At 70.6% G+C, this 22381-nt stretch carries 23 protein-coding genes; 11 read left to right on the top strand and 12 right to left on the bottom strand.

What is annotated here, in order from left to right:
- Positions 1-78: 78 nt before the first annotated feature.
- From ACFQ53_RS15615 to ACFQ53_RS15600, 4 genes are read right to left on the bottom strand one after another with little or no spacing between them, the layout of a single operon-like run.
- The gene (locus ACFQ53_RS15615; protein WP_377861253.1) at positions 79-987 is read right to left on the bottom strand and encodes a glycoside hydrolase family 43 protein; all 909 of its coding nucleotides are present in this window, start codon (positions 985-987) and stop codon (positions 79-81) included.
- A complete protein-coding gene (locus tag ACFQ53_RS15610; RefSeq protein ID WP_377861251.1) occupies positions 984-1835 on the bottom strand; it encodes a carbohydrate ABC transporter permease in 852 nt (283 codons plus the stop codon). Before ACFQ53_RS15610 ends, ACFQ53_RS15615 begins: the two co-directional genes overlap by 4 nt.
- The gene (locus tag ACFQ53_RS15605) at positions 1832-3019 is read right to left on the bottom strand and encodes a carbohydrate ABC transporter permease (protein ID WP_377861249.1); all 1188 of its coding nucleotides are present in this window, start codon (positions 3017-3019) and stop codon (positions 1832-1834) included. Before ACFQ53_RS15605 ends, ACFQ53_RS15610 begins: the two co-directional genes overlap by 4 nt.
- Entirely contained in the window at positions 3016-4362 is a 1347-nt protein-coding gene (locus tag ACFQ53_RS15600) for an ABC transporter substrate-binding protein (protein ID WP_377861246.1), read from the bottom strand. The genes ACFQ53_RS15605 and ACFQ53_RS15600 overlap by 4 nt, the downstream gene beginning before the upstream one ends.
- A gap of 328 nt (positions 4363-4690) precedes the next feature.
- Between ACFQ53_RS15600 and ACFQ53_RS15595 the strand changes: the two genes are divergently transcribed.
- The 5 genes from ACFQ53_RS15595 to ACFQ53_RS15575 all read left to right on the top strand — a co-directional run bounded on the left by ACFQ53_RS15595 (position 4691) and on the right by ACFQ53_RS15575 (position 10040).
- Positions 4691-5764 (top strand): LacI family DNA-binding transcriptional regulator, encoded by a 1074-nt coding sequence (locus tag ACFQ53_RS15595; protein ID WP_377861244.1) that lies wholly within the window; start codon positions 4691-4693, stop codon positions 5762-5764.
- A 71-nt stretch (positions 5765-5835) separates the two neighbouring features.
- Positions 5836-7131 (top strand): extracellular solute-binding protein, encoded by a 1296-nt coding sequence (locus ACFQ53_RS15590; RefSeq protein WP_377861242.1) that lies wholly within the window; start codon positions 5836-5838, stop codon positions 7129-7131.
- 5 nt (positions 7132-7136) lie between these two features.
- On the top strand, positions 7137-8072 hold the full coding sequence (locus ACFQ53_RS15585) for a carbohydrate ABC transporter permease (RefSeq protein WP_377861240.1): 936 nt from the start codon (positions 7137-7139) through the stop codon (positions 8070-8072).
- A 1-nt stretch (position 8073) separates the two neighbouring features.
- Positions 8074-8952: a carbohydrate ABC transporter permease gene (locus ACFQ53_RS15580; protein WP_377861238.1), complete on the top strand. Its 879-nt coding sequence runs from the start codon at positions 8074-8076 to the stop codon at positions 8950-8952.
- Positions 8953-9044: 92 nt separating this feature from the next.
- On the top strand, positions 9045-10040 hold the full coding sequence (locus tag ACFQ53_RS15575; protein ID WP_377861236.1) for a glycoside hydrolase family 130 protein: 996 nt from the start codon (positions 9045-9047) through the stop codon (positions 10038-10040).
- 43 nt (positions 10041-10083) lie between these two features.
- Here ACFQ53_RS15575 and ACFQ53_RS15570 read toward each other — a convergent pair whose 3' ends face one another.
- Together ACFQ53_RS15570 and ACFQ53_RS15565 are read right to left on the bottom strand one after the other, a co-directional pair.
- Positions 10084-10932, bottom strand: a complete 849-nt coding sequence (locus ACFQ53_RS15570; protein ID WP_377861234.1) for a sugar phosphate isomerase/epimerase family protein — start codon at positions 10930-10932, stop codon at positions 10084-10086.
- Positions 10933-11021: 89 nt separating this feature from the next.
- Positions 11022-11489 carry a MarR family winged helix-turn-helix transcriptional regulator gene (locus tag ACFQ53_RS15565; RefSeq protein WP_377861232.1) on the bottom strand — a complete coding sequence of 156 codons (468 nt, stop codon included), beginning with the start codon at positions 11487-11489 and terminating at the stop codon, positions 11022-11024.
- A 111-nt stretch (positions 11490-11600) separates the two neighbouring features.
- On the opposite strand from ACFQ53_RS15565, the gene ACFQ53_RS15560 reads away from it, so the two are divergent.
- On the top strand, positions 11601-13064 hold the full coding sequence (locus ACFQ53_RS15560; RefSeq protein ID WP_377861230.1) for an MFS transporter: 1464 nt from the start codon (positions 11601-11603) through the stop codon (positions 13062-13064).
- Here the strand turns inward: ACFQ53_RS15560 and ACFQ53_RS15555 are convergent.
- From ACFQ53_RS15555 to ACFQ53_RS15535, 5 genes are read right to left on the bottom strand one after another with little or no spacing between them, the layout of a single operon-like run.
- Positions 13032-13502: a TIGR03086 family protein gene (locus tag ACFQ53_RS15555; RefSeq protein WP_377861228.1), complete on the bottom strand. Its 471-nt coding sequence runs from the start codon at positions 13500-13502 to the stop codon at positions 13032-13034. The genes ACFQ53_RS15560 and ACFQ53_RS15555 overlap by 33 nt on opposite strands.
- Positions 13499-13648, bottom strand: coding sequence for a hypothetical protein (locus tag ACFQ53_RS15550; protein WP_377861226.1), 150 nt, complete (start codon positions 13646-13648; stop codon positions 13499-13501). Before ACFQ53_RS15550 ends, ACFQ53_RS15555 begins: the two co-directional genes overlap by 4 nt.
- Positions 13645-14154, bottom strand: a complete 510-nt coding sequence (locus ACFQ53_RS15545) for an SRPBCC domain-containing protein (RefSeq protein WP_377861224.1) — start codon at positions 14152-14154, stop codon at positions 13645-13647. The genes ACFQ53_RS15550 and ACFQ53_RS15545 overlap by 4 nt, the downstream gene beginning before the upstream one ends.
- Positions 14151-14522: an ArsR/SmtB family transcription factor gene (locus tag ACFQ53_RS15540; RefSeq protein ID WP_377861222.1), complete on the bottom strand. Its 372-nt coding sequence runs from the start codon at positions 14520-14522 to the stop codon at positions 14151-14153. Before ACFQ53_RS15540 ends, ACFQ53_RS15545 begins: the two co-directional genes overlap by 4 nt.
- Positions 14523-14579: 57 nt before the next feature.
- Positions 14580-15521 carry an alpha/beta fold hydrolase gene (locus ACFQ53_RS15535; RefSeq protein WP_377861220.1) on the bottom strand — a complete coding sequence of 314 codons (942 nt, stop codon included), beginning with the start codon at positions 15519-15521 and terminating at the stop codon, positions 14580-14582.
- 53 nt (positions 15522-15574) lie between these two features.
- Here ACFQ53_RS15535 and ACFQ53_RS15530 point away from each other — a divergent pair, with 53 nt between their 5' ends.
- The gene (locus ACFQ53_RS15530) at positions 15575-15943 is read left to right on the top strand and encodes a MerR family transcriptional regulator (RefSeq protein ID WP_377861218.1); all 369 of its coding nucleotides are present in this window, start codon (positions 15575-15577) and stop codon (positions 15941-15943) included.
- Between the two features lie 13 nt (positions 15944-15956).
- On the opposite strand, the gene ACFQ53_RS15525 is transcribed toward ACFQ53_RS15530, so the two are convergent.
- Complete coding sequence (locus ACFQ53_RS15525; RefSeq protein WP_377861216.1) at positions 15957-17471, bottom strand: alpha-N-arabinofuranosidase; 1515 nt, start codon at positions 17469-17471, stop codon at positions 15957-15959.
- A 233-nt stretch (positions 17472-17704) separates the two neighbouring features.
- Here ACFQ53_RS15525 and ACFQ53_RS15520 point away from each other — a divergent pair, with 233 nt between their 5' ends.
- The 4 genes from ACFQ53_RS15520 (at position 17705) to ACFQ53_RS15505 (ending at position 22251) form a co-directional block, all read left to right on the top strand.
- Entirely contained in the window at positions 17705-18766 is a 1062-nt protein-coding gene (locus ACFQ53_RS15520) for a LacI family DNA-binding transcriptional regulator (RefSeq protein WP_377861214.1), read from the top strand.
- Between the two features lie 174 nt (positions 18767-18940).
- Positions 18941-20302 carry an ABC transporter substrate-binding protein gene (locus ACFQ53_RS15515; RefSeq protein ID WP_377861212.1) on the top strand — a complete coding sequence of 454 codons (1362 nt, stop codon included), beginning with the start codon at positions 18941-18943 and terminating at the stop codon, positions 20300-20302.
- A gap of 20 nt (positions 20303-20322) precedes the next feature.
- A complete protein-coding gene (locus tag ACFQ53_RS15510) occupies positions 20323-21315 on the top strand; it encodes a carbohydrate ABC transporter permease (RefSeq protein WP_249478173.1) in 993 nt (330 codons plus the stop codon).
- Between the two features lie 3 nt (positions 21316-21318).
- Positions 21319-22251 (top strand): carbohydrate ABC transporter permease, encoded by a 933-nt coding sequence (locus ACFQ53_RS15505; RefSeq protein WP_377861209.1) that lies wholly within the window; start codon positions 21319-21321, stop codon positions 22249-22251.
- The last annotated feature ends 130 nt before the right edge of the window (positions 22252-22381 follow it).

Here is a 22381-nt window from a genome sequence, read left to right as displayed (position 1 = left end):
CGCGGGTCGGGTGACGCGGGTCGGGCGACGCACGGTCGGGTGGGCCGACGCACGACGGCCCGCCCGGCCGCGCGGCGCTCAGTCCACGACGCGCAGGCCGGGCCCCCTCGGATCGACCTCGAGGCGCCGCAGGTGCATGTACCGCCCCGTGCGCTCGGGGTCCCAAGCGTGGAAGGCGATCACGTCCTCTCCGTCCGGCCCGGTGGTGAACGAGTTGTGCCCCGGTCCGATGAGCCCCGTGGTCTCGTCGGTGGCCAGCAGGATGTCCTCGCCGTCGGCCGGCCGGTTCCACGGTCCGGTGGGATGACGGGCCCACGCCCAGGCCGTCCGGTAGCCGGCCCCCTGGTAGGAGCCGCCCGAGTAGCTGAGGAAGAGCACGCCCTCGCGCTCGAGCACGTGGGCTCCCTCGAGCGTGTGCCAGTCGTGGACGCCGCCGTGCATCGGGCGGTCGCGCGCAAAGATCTGCCAGTCGGCGTCCGGGGCGAGCACCGGGACGACCTCCCCGATCCGCGTCGGCTCGGGCAGCGGCGCGACCGCGAGGTGCGTGCCCACACGCTCGGCGTCCAGGACGTCGCGCGCGAAGAACAGCCACCAGCTCCCGTCGGCCGCTCGGAACGGCGACGCGTCGATCGCGAAGAGCTCCCCCGGGGTGAGGTCGACCCCCTGGTCGCGGAAGGGACCGCGCGGGGTCCGGGCGCGGGCGACCCGCAGATGGTGCCCGCGATCGCCGTGCCCCACCGAGTAGTACATCCACCAGGCGCCGTCGCGCTCGCAGACCTCGGGGGCCCAGTAGGACTCGCCGGCCTCCTCGGGCAGCGCCTCGAGCACCTCGCCGACGGCCTCCCACGTGCGCAGGTCGGGAGAGACGGCGGCGGGGACCGCGCGGCCGTCCGCCGTGCGCGGCCCCGTGCCGTAGGCGATCCAGCCGTCGTCCGTCCGCACCACGTCCGGGTCGGGGAGCGGATGCCCGTAGGCGGGCGCACTCATCCCTTGAGCCCCGTCGCCGCGATGCCCGCCACCAGATAGCGCTGGAGGAAGAAGAAGATCGCGAGCACCGGGATCAGGCTGAGCGTCGCCGCCATGAACAGCCCCTCGTAGTCGAAGGTCTGGGCGGTGAGGAAGGAGGACAGGTAGATCTGCACCGTGTTCGCGCTCTGCCCCGATCCGGCGACCACCAGCGGCCACAGGAAGGCGTTCCACGAGCCGATCAGCCCCAGCACGGTCAGCGCCGAGGCGAAGGGCAGCGTGTTGGGGAAGATGACCTGGAAGAACGTGCGGAAGTACCCGGCGCCGTCGATGTGCGCCGCCTCCTCGACCTCCTTCGGGAAGTTCACGTAGAACTGGCGGAAGAGGAACACGTTGAACGCGCCGAACAGGCCCGGGATGATCAGGCCGCGCAGCGTGCCGATCCACCCCAGCGAGGCCACGATGATGAAGTTCGGGACGAACGCCGTGGTGCCCGGGATCAGCAGCACGATCACGACCATCATGAACATGGGCCGCGCGAACCGGTTGGGGATCCGCGCGAGGGCGTAGCCGGCGAGCGCGGCGATGAGGATCGACAGGCTCGTTGCGACCACGGCCATGATCGCCGAGTTCTTCAGCGCGTCCAGGAACCGCGGATCGCTCAGCACCTCGGGGATCCTGCCCCACTGCGGGTCCGACGGCCAGAACGTGAAGGTCGTCGAGTAGATCTCGTCGTTCGTGGACAGCGCCGTCTTCACCATCGCGTAGAACGGCACCAGGAACACCAGCGCGAGCAGGGATGCGACCACGTAGCGGACGATCAGTCCGCCGCGGCGGCGCCGGTAGCCGGCCATCGTCAGGGTGCTCATGAGCGGTCTCCTCCGTCGGGCCGGATGATCTCCGGTGCCGCCGCGGCGGCGGGGCGGTTCCCATCAGCCGACGGGTCGGAGGGAACGTCGGCCGACGGGCCCGGGGGCGCGCCGGTGCCCGCGAGATCCGCGGTGACCGTCGTCCCCACTCCCGCGCCGGCTCCGGCGCCGACGGCACCGACGGGCCCGACGGGCCCGCGTCGACGCCACGGCAGGCGGCGCCGGCGGGCGTCGTCGTTGCTGTCGAAGCCGATGATCCACGTCTGCAGGAGGCCGGCGACGACCATGATCGCGGTGAGCACGAGGGCGCCCGCGCTGCCGTGCCCGAAGTCCTGCTCGGGTCCGAGCGCGATGTTGTACAGGTAGACGAGCGGCGGGCGGGTCTCCGGGTTGTTGCCGGTGAGGTTGTAGAACTCGTCGAACGCCTGGAACGCCGCGATGAGCAGCAGGAGCAGCACGGCCGTCGAGGTGGTGCGCAGCTGGGGCAGCGTGATCATGCGGAACATGCGCCAGCCGCCGGGGTTCAGGCCGTCGACCGCGGCCGCCTCGTAGAGCTGGGACGGGATCGCCTGCAGGCCCGCGAGGAACAGCAGCATGTAGAACCCGACCTGCATCCACAGGCGCACGGAGATCAGCACGACCCACCAGTACGGGGAGGCCGAGAGCCAGTCCGCGATCGGATCGAGTCCGATGCCCGAGAGCATCGTGTTCACGACGCCGGAGTCCAGACCGTTGAACAGTCCCAGCCGCCACACGACCGAGGCGACGACGTAGCTGCAGGCCGTCGGCAGGAAGAACACGGAGCGGTAGAACGCCTGGAACCGCGGGATGCCGTTGACCAGCACCGCGAGGAACAGGGAGGACGCCATGGTCACCGGCACGATGAAGATCGCGAAGATCGTGAAGGTGCGCAGGGAGTAGAGGAACGCCGTGTCGGTCAGGAAGTCCTTGAAGTTCCCCAGGCCCACGAACTGCGTGGGCAGCACCGTGCCCTTCGCCTCGAAGAAGCTCAGCGCCCCGCCCCACAGGAGCGGGATGATCGTGAAGATCAGCAGGCCGACGGCGAACGGGGTGAAGAACAGCCAGAACGCGGCCCCGGTCCCGCGGATGCGCGTGGGGTGGGAGCTGTCGCGGGAGCGCGCCCGCGCGGCGCGCGAGGACCTGCCCGCGGTCGCGGTGCTCACTTCGCGACTGCCTTGTTGCTGGCCTCCTCCGCCGCGGACAGCTCCGCCTCCGGATCCGCCCCCTTCTTGAGGATGTTGCTGATGGCATCGGTGAACGGCGTGTTCACGGCGCCGGTCCACTCGGGCGGCCCGGAGACGCCCATCTCCTTCGCCATGGTCGCGATCTCGAGCCCGTTGCCGGACTTCAGGGCCTCGGCCTTGTCTGCCACGGAGGTGATCGGCGGGATGTGGAACCCGTAGCTCAGGGCCCAGTCGGTCTGGTCGTCCGTCTGGTCGATCCACAGCCACTTCACGAAGGCCGTCGCTGCCTCGATGTTCTTCGAGGCGCCCGCGACCTGCTCGTTCCACGAGCCGACCATCGCGACCTGCTTCCCGTCCGAGCCGACGGCCGGATGGGGGAAGACGCCGACGTCGTCGAGCGCGTCCTCGAGCTGCGGGAGCGCCCAGCATCCGCCCCAGGTGATGGCCGACAGGCCGGTCGAGAAGGCCGCGGGGTCGGTCCAGTCCGACGGGGCGCCGGTCAGCAGGGACTTGTCGGATTTCATCTGCTGGATCTGCTTGAGGCCCTCGACCATGCCCGGCGTGTTGTAGCCGACGGCGTCCCTCGCCTCGTTCATCGGGCTGCCGCCCGCGGCCCAGATCATCGTCCAGCAGGTCGCGTCGAAGTTGTTCCCCAGGAACAGGCCCTTCTGCTTGCCGCCGGTGAGCTCCTTGGCCGCGTCCGCGAGGTCGGCCATGGTCTTCGGGACCTCGATGCCGGCCTTCTCGAACATCGACTTGCGGTAGTAGAAGTGCTGGGGATCCAGGATCATCGGGACGCCCCAGATCTTGCCGTCGATCGTCACCGTGTTCAGCGACGCCGGGTTGAACTGGTCCTTGACCGGCTCCATGATCGAGGAGAGGTCGGCGTAGCGCCCCTGCTTGGCCTGGTCGACGGCGATCGCGTTGTTCTCGAACACGTCGACGCCGTTGCCCGAGAGCAGGCTCGTGGAGAGCTTCGCGGCGTAGTCGCCCATCACCCAGTTCACGGTGACATCGTTCTTGTCGTAGGCCGCGGCGTACTTCTTCGCGGCGTCCTGCGTGCCGTCCTCCCCGTACTGGTGGTACCACTGGCTGATCCCGCCGCCACCGCCGTCACTGCCGCCGCCCTTGGTCAGCCCGCCGGTATTGCCGCCGCAGGCAGCTAGACCCAGTCCCATCGCCGACGCGCCCGCGAGGCCGAGGGCGCTGCGCCGGCTGAGCGGTGCCCGGGAGATCCCGTCGCCGTCGACCGGGCCCCTCCGCAGCCGCCCTGCGTCCCGCATCGAGTGATCGTCGCTGTTCCGTGCGCTCCGTCGCGTCATGGTGACCTCCCTGGGCCTCCACCGGGCAGGACGTCGTCGTCCTCCTCCATCCGGTGGTGTCGCGGCGATTCTAACGTTGCACATGGTGTGCATCACAAGAGGCGGGAGGTCTCGGAATGGTCTCGCCCTGCGGCGGGGAGCACGCGCTCTCCCGCGACCCGCACCCCTCGCGGCGACTCGCATCGCCGACCCCCACGGAACGGCCGGGGGCTGCAGGGAACCCTTGACACGGCGAATGCAAACCGGTTTGATGACGTGTGTCCGCACCGGTGCGCATGTGGCCTTCGCGCGCCGACGCTGCTCGACCCGGTCCACGAGGAGGTGCCTGATGCCCCGAGCAACCATCGGCGACGTCGCCCGCGTCGCGGGAGTGTCCAAGGGGACCGTCTCCCTCGCGTACTCGGGGAACCGGCCGGTCGCAGAGGAGACGCGCCGACGCATCTTCGCCGCGGCCGAGGAACTGCGCTGGACCCCCAGCCAGAGCGCCCGGGCCCTGGCGACCTCCCGCACCGGGAGCATCGGTCTGGTGCTCAACAGGCGTCCCGACGTGATCGCCACCGACACCTTCTTCTCCCGCTTCATCGCCGGCTGCGAGGCCGTGCTGACGGAGGCCGGAATGGGCCTCATGCTCCATGTCGTCGAGGACTCCGACGCCGAGGCCGCGGTCTACGAGCGCTATGCGGCCGGCCGCGTCGACGGCGTGATCCTGCTGGACGTCGAGCAGGACGACACCCGGCCCGCGCTCGTGCGCGACCTCGGACTGAGCGCCGTCGTGCTCACCGGCGAGCAGCCCTCGGCCGGATCGGACGTCGATCTCCCCGTGGTCTGGACCGACGACGCCTCCGCCGTCCATGAGCTCGTGGACCTTCTGGTCGAGGCCGGCCACGAGCGCATCGCCCACGTCGCAGGCCCTCTGCGCTACGTCCACGCGGCGACCCGTCGCCGCGCCTTCGAGGAGGCGATGCATCGGCACGGACTGGAGGAAGCCCGGATCCTCGAGGGCGACTTCACTGCAGCCTCTGGACGCGCCGCCGCCGCGCAGCTGCTCGGGTCGACAGGGCCCCGTGATTCGGCCGATGGCACCGTGCCGATCCCGGGCGGCGACCGGCCGACGGCGATCGTCTTCGCCAACGACGTGATGGCGATCGCCGGCCTCTCCTATGCACGCAGCATCGGGCTGCGGGTTCCCGAGGACCTCTCGATCACCGGCTTCGACGACTCGGAGCTCTCCGCGCACCTCTCCCCCGGCCTCACCTCGGTGTCGACAGGGGCAGAGGTCCGCGGGGAGGCCGCGGCGCGCACCCTTCTGGCCGTGCTCACCGGTGCGGCCCCGCAGTGCGTGGAAGTCGAGGGCAATCGCGTGGTGCGCCGGGGAAGCCTCGCACCCCCGCCCACCGTCTGACCGTCCGCGCGCACCGCAGCCGCGCACCCCCGCCCCTCGGCTCACGAAGCCGCCCGTCCCTGAGGAGATCGATGAGGACCCTCACCCGCCGCACCTTCGGCACCGCCGCGCTCGCCCTCCCGCTCGCCCTCGCGGCGTGCGGTCGCAGCGCCGTGGACTCCCAGGAGGCCGCGACCGCCCGCGGCCCCATCAGCATCTGGGTCTCCACCAACGAACAGGAGCTCGCCTGGGGCAGGGCCGTCTGCGAGGCCTGGAACACCGAGCACGAGGACGAGCAGGTCACGCTCCAGGAGATCCCGGCAGGATCGAGCTCCGAGGAGGCGATCACAGCGGCGATCGTCGCCGGGACCACCCCGGACCTCATCTTCAACATCTCCCCCGCGGCGCTCCCGGACTGGGTGCGTGCCGGCGGTCTCGTCGACCTGACCACCTTCGAGGGCGGCCGCCGCCACATCGAGGAGCGCGGCGGCACGCGCGCCCGCGACTATGCCGAGGACGAGGGGAAGGGCGGCTACTACCAGCTGCCGTGGAAGTCCAACCCCGTCATGCTCATGTACAACCGGAAGATCTTCGCCGATGCCGGCCTCGACGCGGAGGAGCCGGGCCTCGACACCTTCGACCAGCTCCTGGACGCCTCCCGGCGCATCGTCTCCTCCGGGGCCGCCGGATCCGCGATCTGGCCCTCGCCGACGAGCGACTTCTACCAGCCGTGGTCGGACTTCTACCCGCTCTACCTCGCCCAGACCAGCGGGACCCGGCTCATCGAGGACGGTTCGACGACCTTCGACTCACCCGACGGCCTGGCCGTCGCCCGCATGTGGCGGTCCATGTACGACGAGGAGCTGGCCCCGCGCGAGCAGTCGACCGATGACGCCATGACCACGGGCGCCACCGCGATGCAGCTGGCGGGCCCCTACGCGATCGCGACCTACAAGGATGCGATCGACTACGGCTTCATGCCCGTCCCCACGGCCGAGGGCATCCCCGCCGGGAAGACCATCACCTTCGCCGACTCGAAGAACGTCTCGCTGTGCTCGACGAGCCGGAACCGGCTCACCGCCTGGGATTTCCTGGCCTTCGCGACCGACGAGGAGTGGGACGGGAAGCTGCTCGAGCTGACGGGGCAGATGCCACTGCGCCAGGACCTCGCCTCCGTGTATCCGGACTACTTCGAGAAGAACCCCGACTACACGAGCTTCGCCGACCAGGCGGACCGCGTGGCCGACGTCCCGTACGTCTCCGGTGGGATCGAGATCTGGCAGCGGTTCCGCGACGCGTACTCCGGGGCAGTGATCTTCGGGACCGACTCCGTCGAGCAGGGTCTCTCGGACGTCGCCCGTCAGATCGACGCCCTGATCAAGGAGTGATGACGATGACGGCTCCCTCCGCTCTCGCGGCGCCTCGCGCCCGCACCTCCGCCCGCGACCCGTGGTGGCGACGCCTTCTCGGCACACAGCCGCTGGGGCTCGGCATGTCCCTCCCCTACATCGTCTTCCTGGCGGTGGTGATGGCGTACCCGCTGGGCTACGCCGTCTACATCTCGTTCTTCGACTACGTGTTCACGGCCCCCGGCGTCCATGCCGACCACCCGTTCGTCGGGCTCTCGAACTACCGCGCCGTGCTCAGCGATCCCCGAGTCCTCGGCTCCTTCGCGAACATCGCGGTGTTCCTGGTCATCAACGTCCCGCTGACGGTGATCCTCTCGATGGTGCTCGCCTCGGCGCTGAACTCGCTGACGCGCTGGACAGCGGCCTTCCGGGTCGCCTTCTACGTCCCCTACGTGACGGCGAGCGTGTCCCTGATCGGCGTCTGGATGCTGATGTTCTCGCAGGACGGGCTGGTGAACTCGATCCTCGGTCCGCTGGCCCCTGATCCGTCATGGCTCGTGAACTCCCATTTGGCGATGCCCTCCATCGCCCTGTTCGTGACCTGGAAGCAGCTCGGGTTCTACGTCCTGCTGTACCTGGCCGCCCTGCAGAACGTCCCCAAGGAGCTCTACGAGTCCGCGCAGGTCGACGGCGCCGGGGCGGCGAAGCGCTTCCTGCACATCACCGTCCCGGGGGTCCGCTCCACGACCCTGCTCGTGCTGATCCTCGCCATCATCACCGGCTCGAACCTGTTCACCGAGCCCTACCTGCTCACCAACGGCGGCGGGCCCGACGGGGCATCGGCCTCGCCCGTCCTGCTGATCTACCAGAAGGGGATCCAGCAGGGGAACCCGGACCTCGCCTCGGCGATCGGCGTGATCCTCGTGATCCTCGTCGGCCTGCTGTCACTGATATCGACCCGCCTGACGAAGGAGGACTGAGATGTCCGTCGATCGGTCGACCGCCGGGAACGCCCCGGACCACGCGCACCGCAAGCGCGCCTCGCGGGGAGCCGTGTACACGGTGCTCGCCGTCATCGCGCTGGTCTTCATCTTCCCCTTCTACTTCATGGCGATCGGGGCGTTCCAGGAGGACCCGACGACGAGCCTGTCGGCACTGGCTCCCCGGGGCGGATGGACGCTCGAGAACTTCACGACGATCAATGAGCGCCTCGGGCTGCTGCGGGCACTCGTGAACTCGCTCGTCTTCACCGCCGGCGTCCTCGCGGGAACCCTCGTGTTCGGACTGGCCGCCGGGTACGCCCTCGCCAGACTCCGATGGCGGGGCCGCGGCGCGCTGTTCGTGATCATGCTGGGCGTCCAGATGGTGCCCTTCCAACTGCTGATGATCCCGCTCTACGTCCAGATCGCCGGGAACTACGGGCTCGGCGACACCTATGCAGGGATGATCCTGCCCTCGCTCATCAACACCACGGCGGTGTTCATCTTCCGCCAGTTCTTCCGAAGCCTGCCGGAGTCGATCTTCGAGGCCGCCCGCATCGACGGCGCGAGCGAGCTGCGCGTGCTGTGGTCCATCGCGATCCCCATGGTCCGCCCTGCGATCGCGACAGTCGTGCTGATCACCTTCATCGGGCCGTGGAACGAGTTCCTCTGGCCGTTCCTCATCACCAAGGAGTCATCGATGCAGCCGCTGGCGGTGGCGCTCGCCAACTACATCAACAACGTCGCGGGGACGGTCGCGAACCCCAACGGCGCGATCCTCGCCGGCGCCTGCACGCTCGCCTTCCCCGTGGTGATCCTGTTCTGCCTGTTCCAGCGCTACTTCACGGCCTCCGACATCGGAGCCGGCATCAAGGGGTGATCTCCCCGCCGCCCGATCCGCCCCGTCCTCCGTGACGGCCGACGGAGGCGATCCGCACCCCGCTCCCCACCCCCGACCCGCAAAGGAATTCCATGACCACCGTCAGCCTCTTCGGCGATGCGCGCTTCCCTCTGGGACCGTTCACCCCCTACGAGCACAACCCGATCCTGCGACCCAAGGGCGACTCCTGGGAATCGGCGAACCTCTACAACCCCGCAGCGCTCGTCGTCAACGACCGGGTCGTGCTGCTGTACCGAGCCCACGCGGACGACATCGTCTCCCACATCGGCATCGCCTTCAGCGACGACGGCTACCACTTCGAGCGCGAGGACACCCCGATCCTGTCCCCCGAGCACGACTACGAGCGGTACGGCTGCGAGGACCCCAGAATTGCCTTCATCGAGGGCACCTACTACCTGACCTACACGGGCTGGGACCGCGTGACCGCCCAGCTGTGCCTGGCGACCTCACCGGACCTGCGCACCTGGACCAAGCACGGACCGCTGTTCGAGGACTTCAACACCTTCGCCGCGGTCAGCGACAACGGCAAGCAGAACTGGTCGAAGGCCGGCGTGATCATCCCCCAGCAGATCGACGGGCAGTGGTGGATGTACTTCGGAGAGGGAGCGATCTACTGGGCCACCAGCAAGGACCTCATCCACTGGACGCCCGGCACCCCCGACACCGAACCCATGTACTCCCCCACCCCGGGAACCTTCGACGAGGCCCTCGTGGAGATCGGCACCTCCCCCGTCCTCACCGACACCGGACTGCTGCTCATGCTCACCAACGGCGCCACCCGCATCACCCACGAGGACGGCACCACCGGAGTCGACTACCGCTGCGGGCAGATCGTCATCGATCCCGCCGACCCCACGAAGGTCCTCGCCCGCCTCCAAGACCCCTGGCTGCGCCCGCAGACCTACGAGGATACCCACGGCCTCGTCTCCAACGTCACCTTCGTCGAAGGACTCGTGAAGTTCCACGACCGCTGGTTCGCCTACTACGGACAATCCGACACGACCCTCGCCGTCGCGACCGCCGATCCCGGGAACGAGTACGGCACGGGCCTTCGCGCCGACGGCTGAGGCCGACGGGAGGAAGGGCCCCGCGTCCGCTCGCGCTCGGGGCTCACTCCCCCGCGATCGCGCGGTCCAGGAGGCCCGAGATCTGCTCGAGCACCTCGTCGACGGGGCGCTCGGCGAGCTCCTTCATGAACGGCTCGACCTTCACGGGACCCGAGTAGTCGGCCGCGCGCACCGCGCCCATGAAGCCGGGGACGTCGATGACTCCGGTCGCGAAGGGCAGCCGCCGGTCGAGGTCCTGCTGCTCGTCGCGCTCGCGGTCGTCGCGGGCGTCGTTGATGTCGACCGAGACGATGTCGGCGTCGGTGAGGCCCTCGAGGTCCGAGACGTCCTCACCGGCGGTGTACCAGTGGTAGCTGTCGAGGATGAGGCCCACGTTGTCGGCGCCCGAATCGGCGATCAGCTCGCGTGCCTCGCGCAGGGAGTGGATGAAGGGGAAGCGCTCGGTGGACCAGAAGGTCTTCGGCCCGATGTACTCGAGGCCGATGCGCAGGCCGGCGTCGGCCAGCAGGTCGGCGACCAGGGCGAGGCGCCCGGCGTGCAGTCGCCAGTTGCGGCGGTGGTCCAGCTCGTCGTGCATCGGCCGCATCCAGGTGCCCACGCGGGTGACGCCGGCGGCGGTCAGCAGGTCGAGGCTCTCGGGGAGATCGACGAGGGCGCGGCGGAACTCCTCGGCCGGCGCATCGAGCGGCACGGGCAGCCCCGTCATGCCCCATTCCAGTCCGCGCTCGCGCACGGAGTCGGCGAACTCGCGGACGGCTGCGGTGCTGCCCAGCGAGCGGAAGTGTCCGAGGTCGGGGTCGACGCCGCCGAAGCCGTGCTTCGCGGCGAGGTCGACGGCGGTGGGCAGGTCGAGGTCCAGGCCGAGTGCTCCGGCGGAGAGGTTCGAGAACATTCCCCGAGCCTAGGCGCGTTCTCTTCCCACGTGGGGAATTCGCAGGCGATGTCCACCAGCTGGGACTCCGGGTGCTGCACCGGAGCAGATCAGGAGGCGTCGTCCCCCGGGGCGAGAGATCCGTAGGCCTCGACGAATCGCTCGAGGAGCTCCAGGAGCTGCGAGGAGTCGGCCTCCCCCAGGGTGCGCAGGGCCGCCTCGTAGCCCTGGAGGGAGATGGCGACGTCCTTCTCGAAGGCGTCCCTGCCGGCCTCCGTGCTCACGACGTGGAAGGCGGAGCCCGCCGTGGGGCGCGTCTTCTCGAGGAGCCCGTCGGCCACGGCCGCATTCACCTGACGGTTCACCGTCGACTGCTCGAGACCGAGCTCGCGGGCGATCTCCTTGAGCGTGCGCGGCGACCCGTCCGTGAACAGCCAGAGGATCCGCAGGTCGGCGGTCCCCAGCCGCATGTTCTGCTGATGGCTGCGGCGGAAGCGCTCGAGCCTCGCGTACTGCCCGGCCAGACGCCTGCCGCCCTCGACGTCCGCTCTCGGATTGCCGCTCTCTTCCGCCGACATCTCGTTCCTCTCGTCACCCGGGATGGGCTTCCCGGCACGCAGTGTGTAGTCTACATAGTGTTGCTTGTGTAACTTACACATCGCTCTGCTCGCACTCTCCGGAAGGCCCCGATGACCTCGACACCCGACGCCGCGACACCACGTGCCGCCACCCGTCGCCCGGCGCTGATCCTCGCCGTGGCGGGCTTCTCGAGCCTCAGCGCCGCGCTCATGCAGTCGCTCGTGATCCCGATCCAGCCCGAGCTGCCCACCATGCTCGACACCTCCGCCTCCAACGCGGCGTGGGTCGTCACCGCGACACTGCTCGCCGGCGGCGTCGCCATGCCCGTCTCGGGACGACTCGCCGATCTCAAGGGCCGCAAGCCCGTGCTCCTCGGCTCCGCCGTCCTCCTGCTCATCGGCTCGCTGATCTGCGCGCTCGGCGACTCCCTCGCCCCGGTCCTCGTGGGGCGCGTGCTGCAGGGGCTGGCGATGGGCTACATCCCCGTCGCCATCAGCTTCGTCCGCGAGGTGATGCCCAGGCACCTGCGCAATGCGGCCGTGGCCGGCATCAGTGCGACGCTCGGCGTCGGAGGCGCCCTGGGCCTTCCGATCTCGGCCTGGATCGCCCAGTCCTACGACTGGCACGCGCTCTTCTGGGTGGCCAGCGGCCTCGCCGCCATCATGGTGCTCGCGACCGCAGCGGCGCTCCCCCACCGGCCCGCCGCGGCCTCCGGTCGCCTCGACGTGCTCGGCGCGCTCGGCATGGCGGTCGGCGTCGTCGGAGTGCTGGTGGGCGTGTCCAAGGGCAGCAGCTGGGGATGGACGAGCCCGGCGACCCTCGGCACCATCCTCGGAGGCCTGCTGGTCCTCCTCCTCTGGGGCCGCTTCGAGCTGCGTCGCCCCAGCCCGCTGGTGGACCTGCGCACCACCGCCCGCCGGCCGATCCTGCTCACGAACATCGCGGCGGTGCTCGCCGGATTCGGGATGATGGCGCAGTCGATCGTGATGCCCCAGCTGCTCCAGGCGCCGGACGCGACCGGCTACGGACTGCACCAGACGATGCTGCAGGCGGGTCTCTGGATGGCGCCGGCGGGCCTGATGATGCTCGCCTTCACCCCGATCTCGAGCCGCATGCTGGACCGCCTGGGCGGGCGCATCACGCTCGCGATCGGCATGATCGTGCTCGCCTCCGGCTACGTGCTCGCGTTCTTCCTCACCGGTGCGCCGTGGCAGCTCATGCTCGCGTCCTGCGTGTCCTCCGCCGGCGTGGGCATCGCCTACGCGGCCATGCCCACGCTGATCATGGAGAACGCACCCGAGGCGGAGGCCGGCGCGGGCGTCGGCCTGAACTCCCTCATGCGCTCGATGGGCACCACGAGCGCCGGGGCGGTGATGGCGATCGTGCTCACCTCGGTCACCATGCCGCTGGGCGGCACGGCGATCCCCACGCTCGACGCCTTCCGCCTGTGCTTCGCGCTGGGCGCGGTCGCGGGGCTCGCGGCCGCCGGCGTCACGCTGTGCATCTCGCGCCGTCCGTCGTCGCGCACCCCCACGCCGCAGTCAGCTCCCGAGGCCGAGCCGGCCCTGTCCTGAGCCCGGCGGCGCCCAGCGCGGGTCGCGGCCGAGGAAGGCGAACAGCCGCTCCTGCTCGGTCGCGTCCTCGGGGACGGGCTGCTGCTGCCCGAACTGGCCCGTCGGCCGCAGATACTCCTCCATGGCGCTCATGCCGGTGAGCGCCTCGTGGACCATGTCGGGGTCGAGGCGGTCGTCCTGGCCGCTCGACCGCGCGAGGTCCCAGGTGTGGAAGAAGACGTCCCCGGTGAAGATCTCGTCGATCACGGCGCCGACCGGACGGTCCTGCCCCGTGTGGCGGTTCGAGTGGGGACGCGCGGAGACCTCGGGGTCGGCGAGGATCCTGCGGATCTGCTCGTCGAGGTGCGTCCAGGCGCGGACCGGGTCCTCCCCGGCCGACGACCCCGGCGCGAAGCGCACGTCGGAGCCGTCCTCGATGACCGCGGGCAGCCAGGTCACCAGGTGGTCGACGACGTCGCGCGCCCGCCACCGACGACGGGCGTGGGCGCGTCCCAGTCGGCGGTGCCGCGCACGGTCGCGGCGAAGCGGTCGGCGACGGCCCGGTACTTCTCGGCGGGAGCGAGCTGCGGGAGGGGCGCGGTCATCGCTGCTCGCCCCGCTCGGTCAGGAGCGCGTCGAGGGCCTCGTACCCCTGCTGGACGCCCCTCTCCATGTCGCTCGCGAGCATCTGCTCGCGGGAGTCGAAGGAGTCGTAGAGGGAGCGCCCGTGCAGACGGGTGCGGCCGTCGCCGAGGTCCTCGACGCGGACGGTCTCCAGGGTCACGGCCTCGGGCCAGGCGTCGTAGGTGAAGGTCTGGACGATGCGGTCCGGCAGCACGTCGTGGAAACTGCCGTGGAAGGAGTACGACTCGCCCTCGGGGTCGGCGGTGCGGAAGGCCGTGTACGCCCAGGCGCCGCCGGTGGTGGCGTCCCAGCGGGTGATGCGGGTGGTGAGATCGTGCGGGCCGATCCAGCGGGCGAAGAGCTCGGGATCGGTGTGGGCGCGCAGCACCTGCTGGGGCGATGCGTGGAAGTCGCGCTCGATGCGCACGACGGGCAGGTCGGGGTCGGCGCTGATGCGCGCGGTGGTCAGGGGTGCGTCGGGACTCATGGCTGGTCCTCCTCGGAGGGTGCGTGCGTCGGGGTGGCTGGTGGGACGGTCCCGGGATCGGCGAGGACGTCCTCGAGGCGGGACATGCGCGCTTCGGCCGCGCGCCGGTGCCTGTCGATCCATCCGGTCAGCTCGCCCAGGGCCTCGGCATCGAGGCGGACGGGGCGGCGCTGCGCGTCGCGCCTGCGGGTCACCAGGCCCGCCCTCTCAAGGACCGCGATGTGCTTGCTGACGGCCTGCAGGGACATGTCGTAGGGGGCGGCGAGGTCGCCGACGGCGGCGTCGCCGAGGGCGAGCCGGGAGACCAGGTCGCGCCGGGTGGGGTCGGCGAGGGCGGCGAAGGCCCTCGTCAGTTCATCGTCGTCCATCACGTCCTTCGTCAACCGGTGGGTTGAGGACGACGGTACGCCCGTCGGCGGCCGTGATCAACCCCTCGGTTGAACATGGGACCCGGGACCCGCCGAGGACTCGGGGCGCGCGAGCCACTGCCGCACGGCCTCCGCGACGGCGCGGGGCGCTTCGAGGGGCGCGAGGTGGCCGACGCCCGGCAGGAGCCGAGGCGTCGGCCTTCCCGGCAGCGCCGCCGCCAGCCTGTCCGCCTGCTCGACCGGGATCCAGGGGTCCTCCTCGCCCCAGCCGATCGCGACGGGGCACCGCACCGCGCCCAGGCTCCGCGCGACCGGTCGGGTGTGGGCCGGCGTGAGCGCCGCGATCTGGCGGTAGAAGCCGGGGATCCCCTCGGGCGTCGTCCAGGGCTCCACAAGCTGCTCGAGCACCGGGGCATCGAGCGGGGCGCCCGCCTCGCCACCCGCCGCACCGGAGATGTACTCGCGCACGAGCGCCCGGTGCAGCCGCGGGGGCAGCGCGGCGAAGACGTCGGCGTGCTCCGCGACCAGCCGGAAGAACGGCGACCCCCAGGGCTCGAGCACCACCGGGTCCCAGAGCATCAGCGAGGCGAGGTCCTGGCCGTGCAGCAGGTGGGCGCCCAGCGCGACCGCGCCGCCGATGTCGTGGGCGACCACGTGCGGTCGCTCGATCCCGAGCACGTCGAGCAGGCGGGGAAGCCGGCCCATCTGCGTCGCGAGGTCCACCGCGACCTGCGGCCCCATCTCGGAGCGGCCGTACCCCGGCATGTCCCACAGGAGCACGCGGCGGTCGGCGGCCAGGGTCGTCGCGACATGGGCCCAGACCCTCGCCGACCAGGGGGTTCCATGGCACAGCACCACGTCCCGGCCTGTCGACCGTCCCGCCGTCCGCTCCGCCGGCCCACCCTCCGGCGGCCCGAGGAGCCAGGTGGCCGTGCGCATGCCCTCGAGGTCGACCATGGTGGGCGCGGGCAGCGCCCGGGTGCGCGTGTTCGTCTCCATGCAGAGGACGCTAGGACTTCAGGTCGACCTGAGGTCAACGCCAGGATGGTCGGATGAGGATCGGGGATGCGGCGAGGCTCATCGGGGTGCCGACCCACGTGCTGCGGCACTGGGACGACATGGGCGTGGTCTCGCCCTCGCGCACGGCCTCGGGCCACCGCGAGTACGACGAGGAGCAGGTGCGGCGGCTTCGGGTGCTGCGCGCATGCCAGGAGGTGGGGCTCTCGCTCGGGGAGATCCGCCTCGTGCTGCACCGCGACGAGGCGGGACGCGCGCAGGTGATCGAGGAGCGCCTCTCGCGCATCCGCGCCCAGCGCGAGCGCCTCGCGGACGCGGAGTCGTTCCTCGAGCACGTGCGCACCTGCCGCCACGACCTGCTCACCCGATGCCCCGCCTGCAGCCGGTTCGCCGACGAGGGCTGAGCGGGCCGGCCGTTCAGCCCCGGTGCAGCCGCACGAGGCTCCAGGAGATCGCGGGGAGCGCACCGGACAGCCGGCCGTCCTCGACCCGGATCGAGTCGTTGGCCTGCGGTGTCACCGTGTCCGGCGCGTCCTGGGTGTTCGCGGCGTAGGGGTCCTCGTGGTGGAGGGTGAGCGCCTCGACGAGCGAGACACCGCCGAAGTCCGCGAGGTCCACGGCGAGGTCGAGCTCGCGCTCGGGATCGCGGTTCACGACGAACAGCGTCAGATCCCCGGCGGTCTCGTCCCAGGTGGCGACGGCGTCGGCCGCGCTCGAGGTGCCGAAGCGCTCGTTGGCGAAGGTCGGGGCGTCGATGCGCACGTCGAGCACCTCGCCGGCGGCGTGGCGGGCGGTGAGCGCGAAGGGGTGGAAGGTGGTCTGGCGCCAGGCCTCGCCGCCGGGCGCGGTCATGATCGGGGCGATCACGTTGACCAGCTGCGCGAGGGAGGCCGAGGCGACGCGGTCGCTGTGGCGCAGCAGCGAGATCAGCAGGCTGCCGACGACCACCGCGTCCATCGCGTTGTAGGTGTCCTCGAGCAGCACGGGCGCGACCGGCCAGTCGTCGCCCTCGGGCGGGCGGGACTCGGCACGGTGCTGGTACCAGACGTTCCACTCGTCGAAGCTGACCATGATGCGCTTCTCGGCCTTGAGCTCGGCCCGCACATGGTCGGCGGTGGCGACGACGGAGTCGATGAAGTGGTCCATGTCGTCGGCCGAGGCGAGGAAGGAGGCCTGGTCGCCGTCCTTCTCCGCGTAGTAGGCGTGGGCGGAGACCATGTCGACGAGGTCGTAGGTCTCGGCGAGGACGGTCGCCTCCCAGGTGCCGAAGGTGGGCATCTGCGAGCTCGAGGATCCGCAGACGACGAGCTCGAGCCCCGGGTCCTCCTGGCGCATGGCGCGGGCGGTCTCGGCGGCGGTGCGCGCGTACTCCTCGGCGGTCTTGTGGCCGGTCTGCCAAGGGCCGTCCATCTCGTTGCCCAGGCACCACATGCGGATCCCGTAGGGCTCGGGGTGGCCGTTGGCCGCGCGCTCGTCGGAGAGCGCGATGCCCTGCGGCGCGTTCGCGTACTGGAGGACGTCGAGCGCCTCGGAGACGCCGCGCGTCCCCAGGTTCACCGCGTACATCGGCTCGACGCCGGCGCGCTCGGCCCAGGCCATGAACTCGTCGAGGCCGACGGTGTTCGGCTCGGTCGAGTGCCACGCGAGGTCGTGGCGCGCGGGCCTCTCCTCGACGGGGCCGACGCCGTCCTCCCATCGGTAGCCGGAGACGAAGTTGCCGCCCGGGTAGCGGACGCTGGTGACGCCCAGCTCGCGGGTGAGCTCCAGGACGTCGGTCCGGAAGCCCGCCTCGTCGGCCGCGGGGTGGCCGGGCTCGAAGATGCCGCCGTAGACGCAGCGGCCCAGGTGCTCGACGAAGGCCCCGAACGTGCGCGGGCGCACGGGCGCGACCCGGAAGGCGGGGTGCAGGGCGAGGGTGACGGTGCGGGTCATCGCGGCAGGGCCTTTCATCGTCTACAACGTTGCAGAAGATCTCACCACGGCCCCCGTCGGCCGTCAAGAGAACCCGGCGGCCCGGGAGGGGCCCGTTCCGAGGCCCGCGGTCCGGGGCCGCTCGGTCCGGGGGCCGCTCGGTCCGGGGGCCATAGTCACGCCGCGGCACGGAGCCCGAGGTCGCGCCGAGGACTCGGCGTCCCGCCGCCGCGCGCGGTGGCACAATCAGCCGCATGCCACCGTCCACTCGCCGCGCGCGGCGCCGACCGCCCACGCTGCGCGACGTCGCCGAGATCGCGGACGTCTCCATCAAGACGGTGTCCAACGTCGTCCACGACTACCCGCATGTGCGGGAGTCCACCCGCACCCGCGTGCAGGAGGCCATCGCGGCGACCGGCTACCGCCCCCAGCTCGCCGCCCAGCAGCTGCGCACCGGCGCGAGCGGCATCGTCACCCTCGCGGTCCCCTCGCTGAACTTCAGCTACTTCTCGAATCTCGCGCAGACCTTCATCGACGAGGCGCAGGGCCGGGGCCGCACCGTCGTCCTGCACACCACCTCCGCGGGTCGGGACGAGGAGATCGAGGTGCTGCGCGGCTTCCGGCGGAGGCTGGGCGACGGCGTCATCTTCAACCCCATGCAGGTGGGCGAGGACTACCTCGCGCAGATGGAGCACGTGGACCAGCCCACCGTGTTCATCGGCGAGCACCTCTCCGACGCGCATCTGCCGCCCGGCTCCGACTACGTCCGGATCGACAACACGCGGGCGACCGCCGACGCCACCGCCCACCTGCTCGAGCGCGGCCGGCGCCGCCTCGCCTTCGTGGGCGCGATGGAGACCACCGACCCGGCGCCCCACAGCTCCTCAGGACTGCGCATCGAGGGCTTCCGCCAGGCGCTGTGGCGCCACGACCTCGACCCCTCCCGGGCACCCATCGAGGAGGTCGCGGACTGGCATCGGGCCGACGGGCACACGGCGGCGCACCGTCTGCTGGACGCGCACCCGCACCTCGACGGCCTGGTGTGCGGCAACGACGAGATCGCCCTCGGCGCGCTCGCCGGGCTGCGCGACCGCGGCCTCGCCGTCCCGGGCGACGTCGCCGTGGTCGGCTACGACGACAGCCCCGAGGCGCTCTTCGCCCACCCTCCGCTCACGACCATCCGGCCGGACAAGCCGTTCCTGGTCAAGGCCGCTCTCGACATGCTCATCGAGCGGATCAACGGCTACGAGGGAGCTCCGCGCACGATCACCGCGCCGCACGAGCTCGTGGTCCGCGGGAGCACGCCGGAGGGCTGAGCGCGCCGCCGGCGCGGGCCCCGATCGCGCCCGACGGGACCCTTGTGCCCTCGGCCCCGCCGCGCCTCCCTGCGATCCCTTGCGCTCGGCACCACCGCGTGTATTCTCAACGTTGCAAAGATGCTCTGGGTCACGTTCACACCGTGATCCCGATCCACGACGGAGTGATGCCCCATGCGTGTGCGCACGCCCCTCGGCTCTGCCGGCCGACGTCCCGTCGGCCGCCGCACCCTCCTCGGCTCGACCGCCGTGCTCGGCGCGTCCGCCGCGCTGGCCGGCTGCGGCGGGCCCCTCGGCGCGGGCCTCGTGGGCAGCGAGGTCGCCCCCGAGACCCTGGTGTTCTGGAACCTGTTCGGCGGCGGCGACGGCGGCCGCATGCAGGACATGGAGAAGGTCTACGAGAAGGCCCACGGCGGATCCTCCTCGCTGCAGGCCACGACGTTCGCCTGGGGCAATCCGTACTACTCCAAGGTCACGCTCGCGACCGTCGGCAACCAGCCGCCCGACGTCGCGGTCGCCCACCTCACCCGTGCGAAGCCCCTGTGGGACGGCGGCATCCTCGATCCCATCAGCGAGGACGACCTCGCGAGCGTGGGCCTGAAGACCTCGGACTTCAACGAGAAGGCCTGGAGCGCGCAGGTCACCGACGGCAAGAACATCGCGATCCCACTCGACACCCACCCGTTCGTCATGTTCTTCAACCACGACGTGATGGACAAGGCCGGACTGCTCGAGTCCGACGGCTCCCTCACCGACCTCTCGGGCGTGGACACCTTCGAGTCCGCCCTCGAGGAGATCAAGGGCGTCACCGGATCGGAGGCCCTGACCTCCGCGAACGTGAGCGAGACCGCGACGCCGTGGCGACTGTTCTGGTCGCTGTACAACCAGTACGAGGACGCCACCCCGTTCCTCTCCGACGGGGGCGCGAAGATCACGGTCGACGAGGACATCTACACGGACATCACGGCGCGCCTGCAGAAGTGGGTCGAGAAGGGCTGGCTGAACCGCGGCATCGACTACGCGGGATCCCAGACGCAGATGGCGACGGGCAAGGCCGGCATCTACCTGCAGGGCGAGTGGGAGATCAGCACCTTCCAGTCGATCGAGGGTCTGAAGTTCGGCATGGCGCCGATCCCCACCCTGTTCGACCGCCCCGCCGCACAGGCCGACTCCCACACCTTCATCCTGCCGAAGAAGGACCGCACGCCCGAGCAGCTGACGCAGGCGCTCGGATTCATCAAGTCGATGCTGACCGAGTCGATGACCTGGGCGGAGGGCGGGCACGTCCCCGCCTACCTGCCCACCTACGACAGCGCGGAGTACAAGAAGCTCACACCGCAGTCGGACTACGCCTCCGCCGCGGAGAACGCCTACTACGACGACGCCGCCTGGTACGGCGGCTCGGGCTCGACCTTCGAGGCGACGGTCGGCGCGCAGCTCGCCCTCGTGCAGCAGGGGTCGACCACTCCGGAGGGCGCGCTGAGCGCCATCCGCGGCCAGCTCCAGACCTACCTCGACACGCCCAGCCCGCTCTGAGCCGAAGGGACGCACGCATCATGACCAGTGCAACGACGACGCCGAATGTCCCGTCGGCGCCGAACTCCCCGGCGGCCGCGAGCGCGGCCGCTCCGGCCCGCCGAGCCGGCCGCGGCGGACGACCCTCCGACCGCGGCACCGGCCCGGGCGCCTGGCTGTTCCTCGCGCCGTTCGGGCTCTTCTACCTGGCGTTCCTGCTGGGGCCGACGATCTGGATGTTCGTCGCGAGCTTCTTCAACACCTCGCTGGTCCACCGCGGCCTGGGCAGCTTCGCGGGCCTCGACAACTACGTGGAGATGTTCTCGCGCGCGGACTTCTGGTCCTCCCTCTGGCACACCCTGCAGTTCACGCTGTACACCGTGCCGCCGCTGGTGATCCTCGCGTTCGTCTTCGCGGTGCTCACCAACCGCCTGCAACGGGGCCAGTGGTTCTTCCGCCTCGCCTTCTTCCTGCCCTTCATCCTGCCCTCGGCGACGATCTCCCTGATCTGGGTCTTCATCTTCACGCCGGCCACGGGCCTCTTCGCGAGCGTGCAGTCGCTGCTCGGCTTCACCCCGGGCTCGGGGATCCTCGCCGACCCCAAGAGCGCGATGGTGGGCGTCGCGATAGCGACGGTGTGGTGGACCATCGGGTTCAACTTCATCCTCTACCTCGCGGGGCTGCAGGACATTCCGCGCGAGCTCTACGAGGCCGCGGCCGTCGACGGCGCGAGCACCTGGCAGCAGATCCGGCACGTGACGATCCCGCTGCTGCGCCGCACCACGACGCTCGTCATCCTGCTGCAGATCATCGCGAGCCTGAAGATCTTCGACCAGGTCTATCTGATGACCAACGGCGGTCCGGGCATCTCCACCCAGGTCAGCCTGGGCCTGATCACCGGCACCGCCTTCACCGACAACCGCATCGGCGCCGCGTCGGCGGCCTCGGTGCTGCTGTTCATCATCATCGTCGCCATCGCCGTGATCCGCGAGATCGTCGAGCGCGTGGCCGCCCGTCGCGACCAGGAGGCCTGAGCCATGACCACGACCACCGCGACCACGTCCTCCCCCGGGCGCGCGGGCCGATCCGGCGTGGGCGGCGCGATCTCCGCCGCCGCTCCCCCGGCCCGGCCTTCGGGCGCCGGCATCAGCGGACGCACCTTCACGATCGTCACCTGGATCGTGCTGGTCGTGTTCGCGGTGATCTGGCTGATCCCGAGCCTGTTCGCGGTGAAGACCTCGCTGTCCGAGAACGGTGTGGCGGCGCTCGGCGCGAACGAGATCCTCTCCCACTGGTACCCGACCCTGCACTCGTACTCGACGCTCTTCGGCGCGGGCGACATCTGGAACTGGTACCTCGCCAGCGCGATCACCGGCATCATCACGACGCTCCTCACCGTCGTCTTCGCCTCGATGGCAGCCTTCGCGCTCTCCCGGATGCGCTTCCGCGGACGCACCACCGTGATGCTGATGATCCTGCTGGGCATCATGATCCCCAGCCAGGTGCTGATCGTGCCGATCTTCGAGATGCTGGGCGCCGCGAACCTGCTGAACACCTACTGGGCGGTGATCTTCCCGCAGGTCCCCGCCGTGATCTCGGTGTTCATCTTCAAGCAGTTCTTCGACGGCATCCCCCGCGAGCTCGAGGAGGCCGCGCGCATCGACGGCGCGGGGCTGTGGAAGATCTACTGGTCGGTGATCATGCCGCTCTCGCGCCCCGTGATCGCCGCGGTCGCGATCCTCACCTTCGTGGGCGTGTGGAACAACCTGCTGCTGCCGCTGTTCGTCCTCACCAACCCGAACCTGATGACGATCCCCGTGGGGCTCGCGACGGTGCAGGGCAGCTTCGGCCAGCGCTTCGCCGACATCCAGGCCGGCGCGATCCTCGCCGCCCTCCCCCTGGTGCTGCTCTACCTGGTCTTCCAGCGCCAGATCGTCGAGGGCGTGGCGGGAACCGGACTGAAGGGCTGACGGGCAGCTCCTCGCGCCCAGCGGGCCGACGGAGCAGCGGGCCGACGGAGGAGCAGGGCGAGGACGCGGCCGTGCGAGCGCGAGAAGTACGAAACCGTTGCCATGAGCGATCTTGGCAACGGTTTCGTAC

This window comes from Brachybacterium sp. NPDC056505, from assembly GCF_042794925.1.
GTDB lineage: Bacteria > Actinomycetota > Actinomycetes > Actinomycetales > Dermabacteraceae > Brachybacterium > Brachybacterium kimchii.
This window is presented reverse-complemented; position numbering and strand designations above follow the sequence as displayed.

Bases quoted from the DNA above. Each gene is read 5' to 3' on its own strand.
- ACFQ53_RS15615 (WP_377861253.1), bottom strand. From the start codon at position 987: ATGAGTGCGCCCGCCTACGGGCATCCGCTCCCCGACCCGGACGTGGTG.
- ACFQ53_RS15610 (WP_377861251.1), bottom strand. From the start codon at position 1,835: ATGAGCACCCTGACGATGGCCGGCTACCGGCGCCGCCGCGGCGGACTG.
- ACFQ53_RS15600 (WP_377861246.1), bottom strand. From the start codon at position 4,362: ATGACGCGACGGAGCGCACGGAACAGCGACGATCACTCGATGCGGGAC.
- ACFQ53_RS15595 (WP_377861244.1), top strand. From the start codon at position 4,691: ATGCCCCGAGCAACCATCGGCGACGTCGCCCGCGTCGCGGGAGTGTCC.
- ACFQ53_RS15590 (WP_377861242.1), top strand. From the start codon at position 5,836: ATGAGGACCCTCACCCGCCGCACCTTCGGCACCGCCGCGCTCGCCCTC.
- ACFQ53_RS15585 (WP_377861240.1), top strand. From the start codon at position 7,137: ATGACGGCTCCCTCCGCTCTCGCGGCGCCTCGCGCCCGCACCTCCGCC.
- ACFQ53_RS15580 (WP_377861238.1), top strand. From the start codon at position 8,074: ATGTCCGTCGATCGGTCGACCGCCGGGAACGCCCCGGACCACGCGCAC.
- ACFQ53_RS15575 (WP_377861236.1), top strand. From the start codon at position 9,045: ATGACCACCGTCAGCCTCTTCGGCGATGCGCGCTTCCCTCTGGGACCG.
- ACFQ53_RS15570 (WP_377861234.1), bottom strand. From the start codon at position 10,932: ATGTTCTCGAACCTCTCCGCCGGAGCACTCGGCCTGGACCTCGACCTG.
- ACFQ53_RS15565 (WP_377861232.1), bottom strand. From the start codon at position 11,489: ATGTCGGCGGAAGAGAGCGGCAATCCGAGAGCGGACGTCGAGGGCGGC.
- ACFQ53_RS15560 (WP_377861230.1), top strand. From the start codon at position 11,601: ATGACCTCGACACCCGACGCCGCGACACCACGTGCCGCCACCCGTCGC.
- ACFQ53_RS15550 (WP_377861226.1), bottom strand. From the start codon at position 13,648: ATGACCGCGCCCCTCCCGCAGCTCGCTCCCGCCGAGAAGTACCGGGCC.
- ACFQ53_RS15545 (WP_377861224.1), bottom strand. From the start codon at position 14,154: ATGAGTCCCGACGCACCCCTGACCACCGCGCGCATCAGCGCCGACCCC.
- ACFQ53_RS15540 (WP_377861222.1), bottom strand. From the start codon at position 14,522: ATGGACGACGATGAACTGACGAGGGCCTTCGCCGCCCTCGCCGACCCC.
- ACFQ53_RS15535 (WP_377861220.1), bottom strand. From the start codon at position 15,521: ATGGAGACGAACACGCGCACCCGGGCGCTGCCCGCGCCCACCATGGTC.
- ACFQ53_RS15530 (WP_377861218.1), top strand. From the start codon at position 15,575: ATGAGGATCGGGGATGCGGCGAGGCTCATCGGGGTGCCGACCCACGTG.
- ACFQ53_RS15525 (WP_377861216.1), bottom strand. From the start codon at position 17,471: ATGACCCGCACCGTCACCCTCGCCCTGCACCCCGCCTTCCGGGTCGCG.
- ACFQ53_RS15520 (WP_377861214.1), top strand. From the start codon at position 17,705: ATGCCACCGTCCACTCGCCGCGCGCGGCGCCGACCGCCCACGCTGCGC.
- ACFQ53_RS15515 (WP_377861212.1), top strand. From the start codon at position 18,941: ATGCGTGTGCGCACGCCCCTCGGCTCTGCCGGCCGACGTCCCGTCGGC.
- ACFQ53_RS15510 (WP_249478173.1), top strand. From the start codon at position 20,323: ATGACCAGTGCAACGACGACGCCGAATGTCCCGTCGGCGCCGAACTCC.
- ACFQ53_RS15505 (WP_377861209.1), top strand. From the start codon at position 21,319: ATGACCACGACCACCGCGACCACGTCCTCCCCCGGGCGCGCGGGCCGA.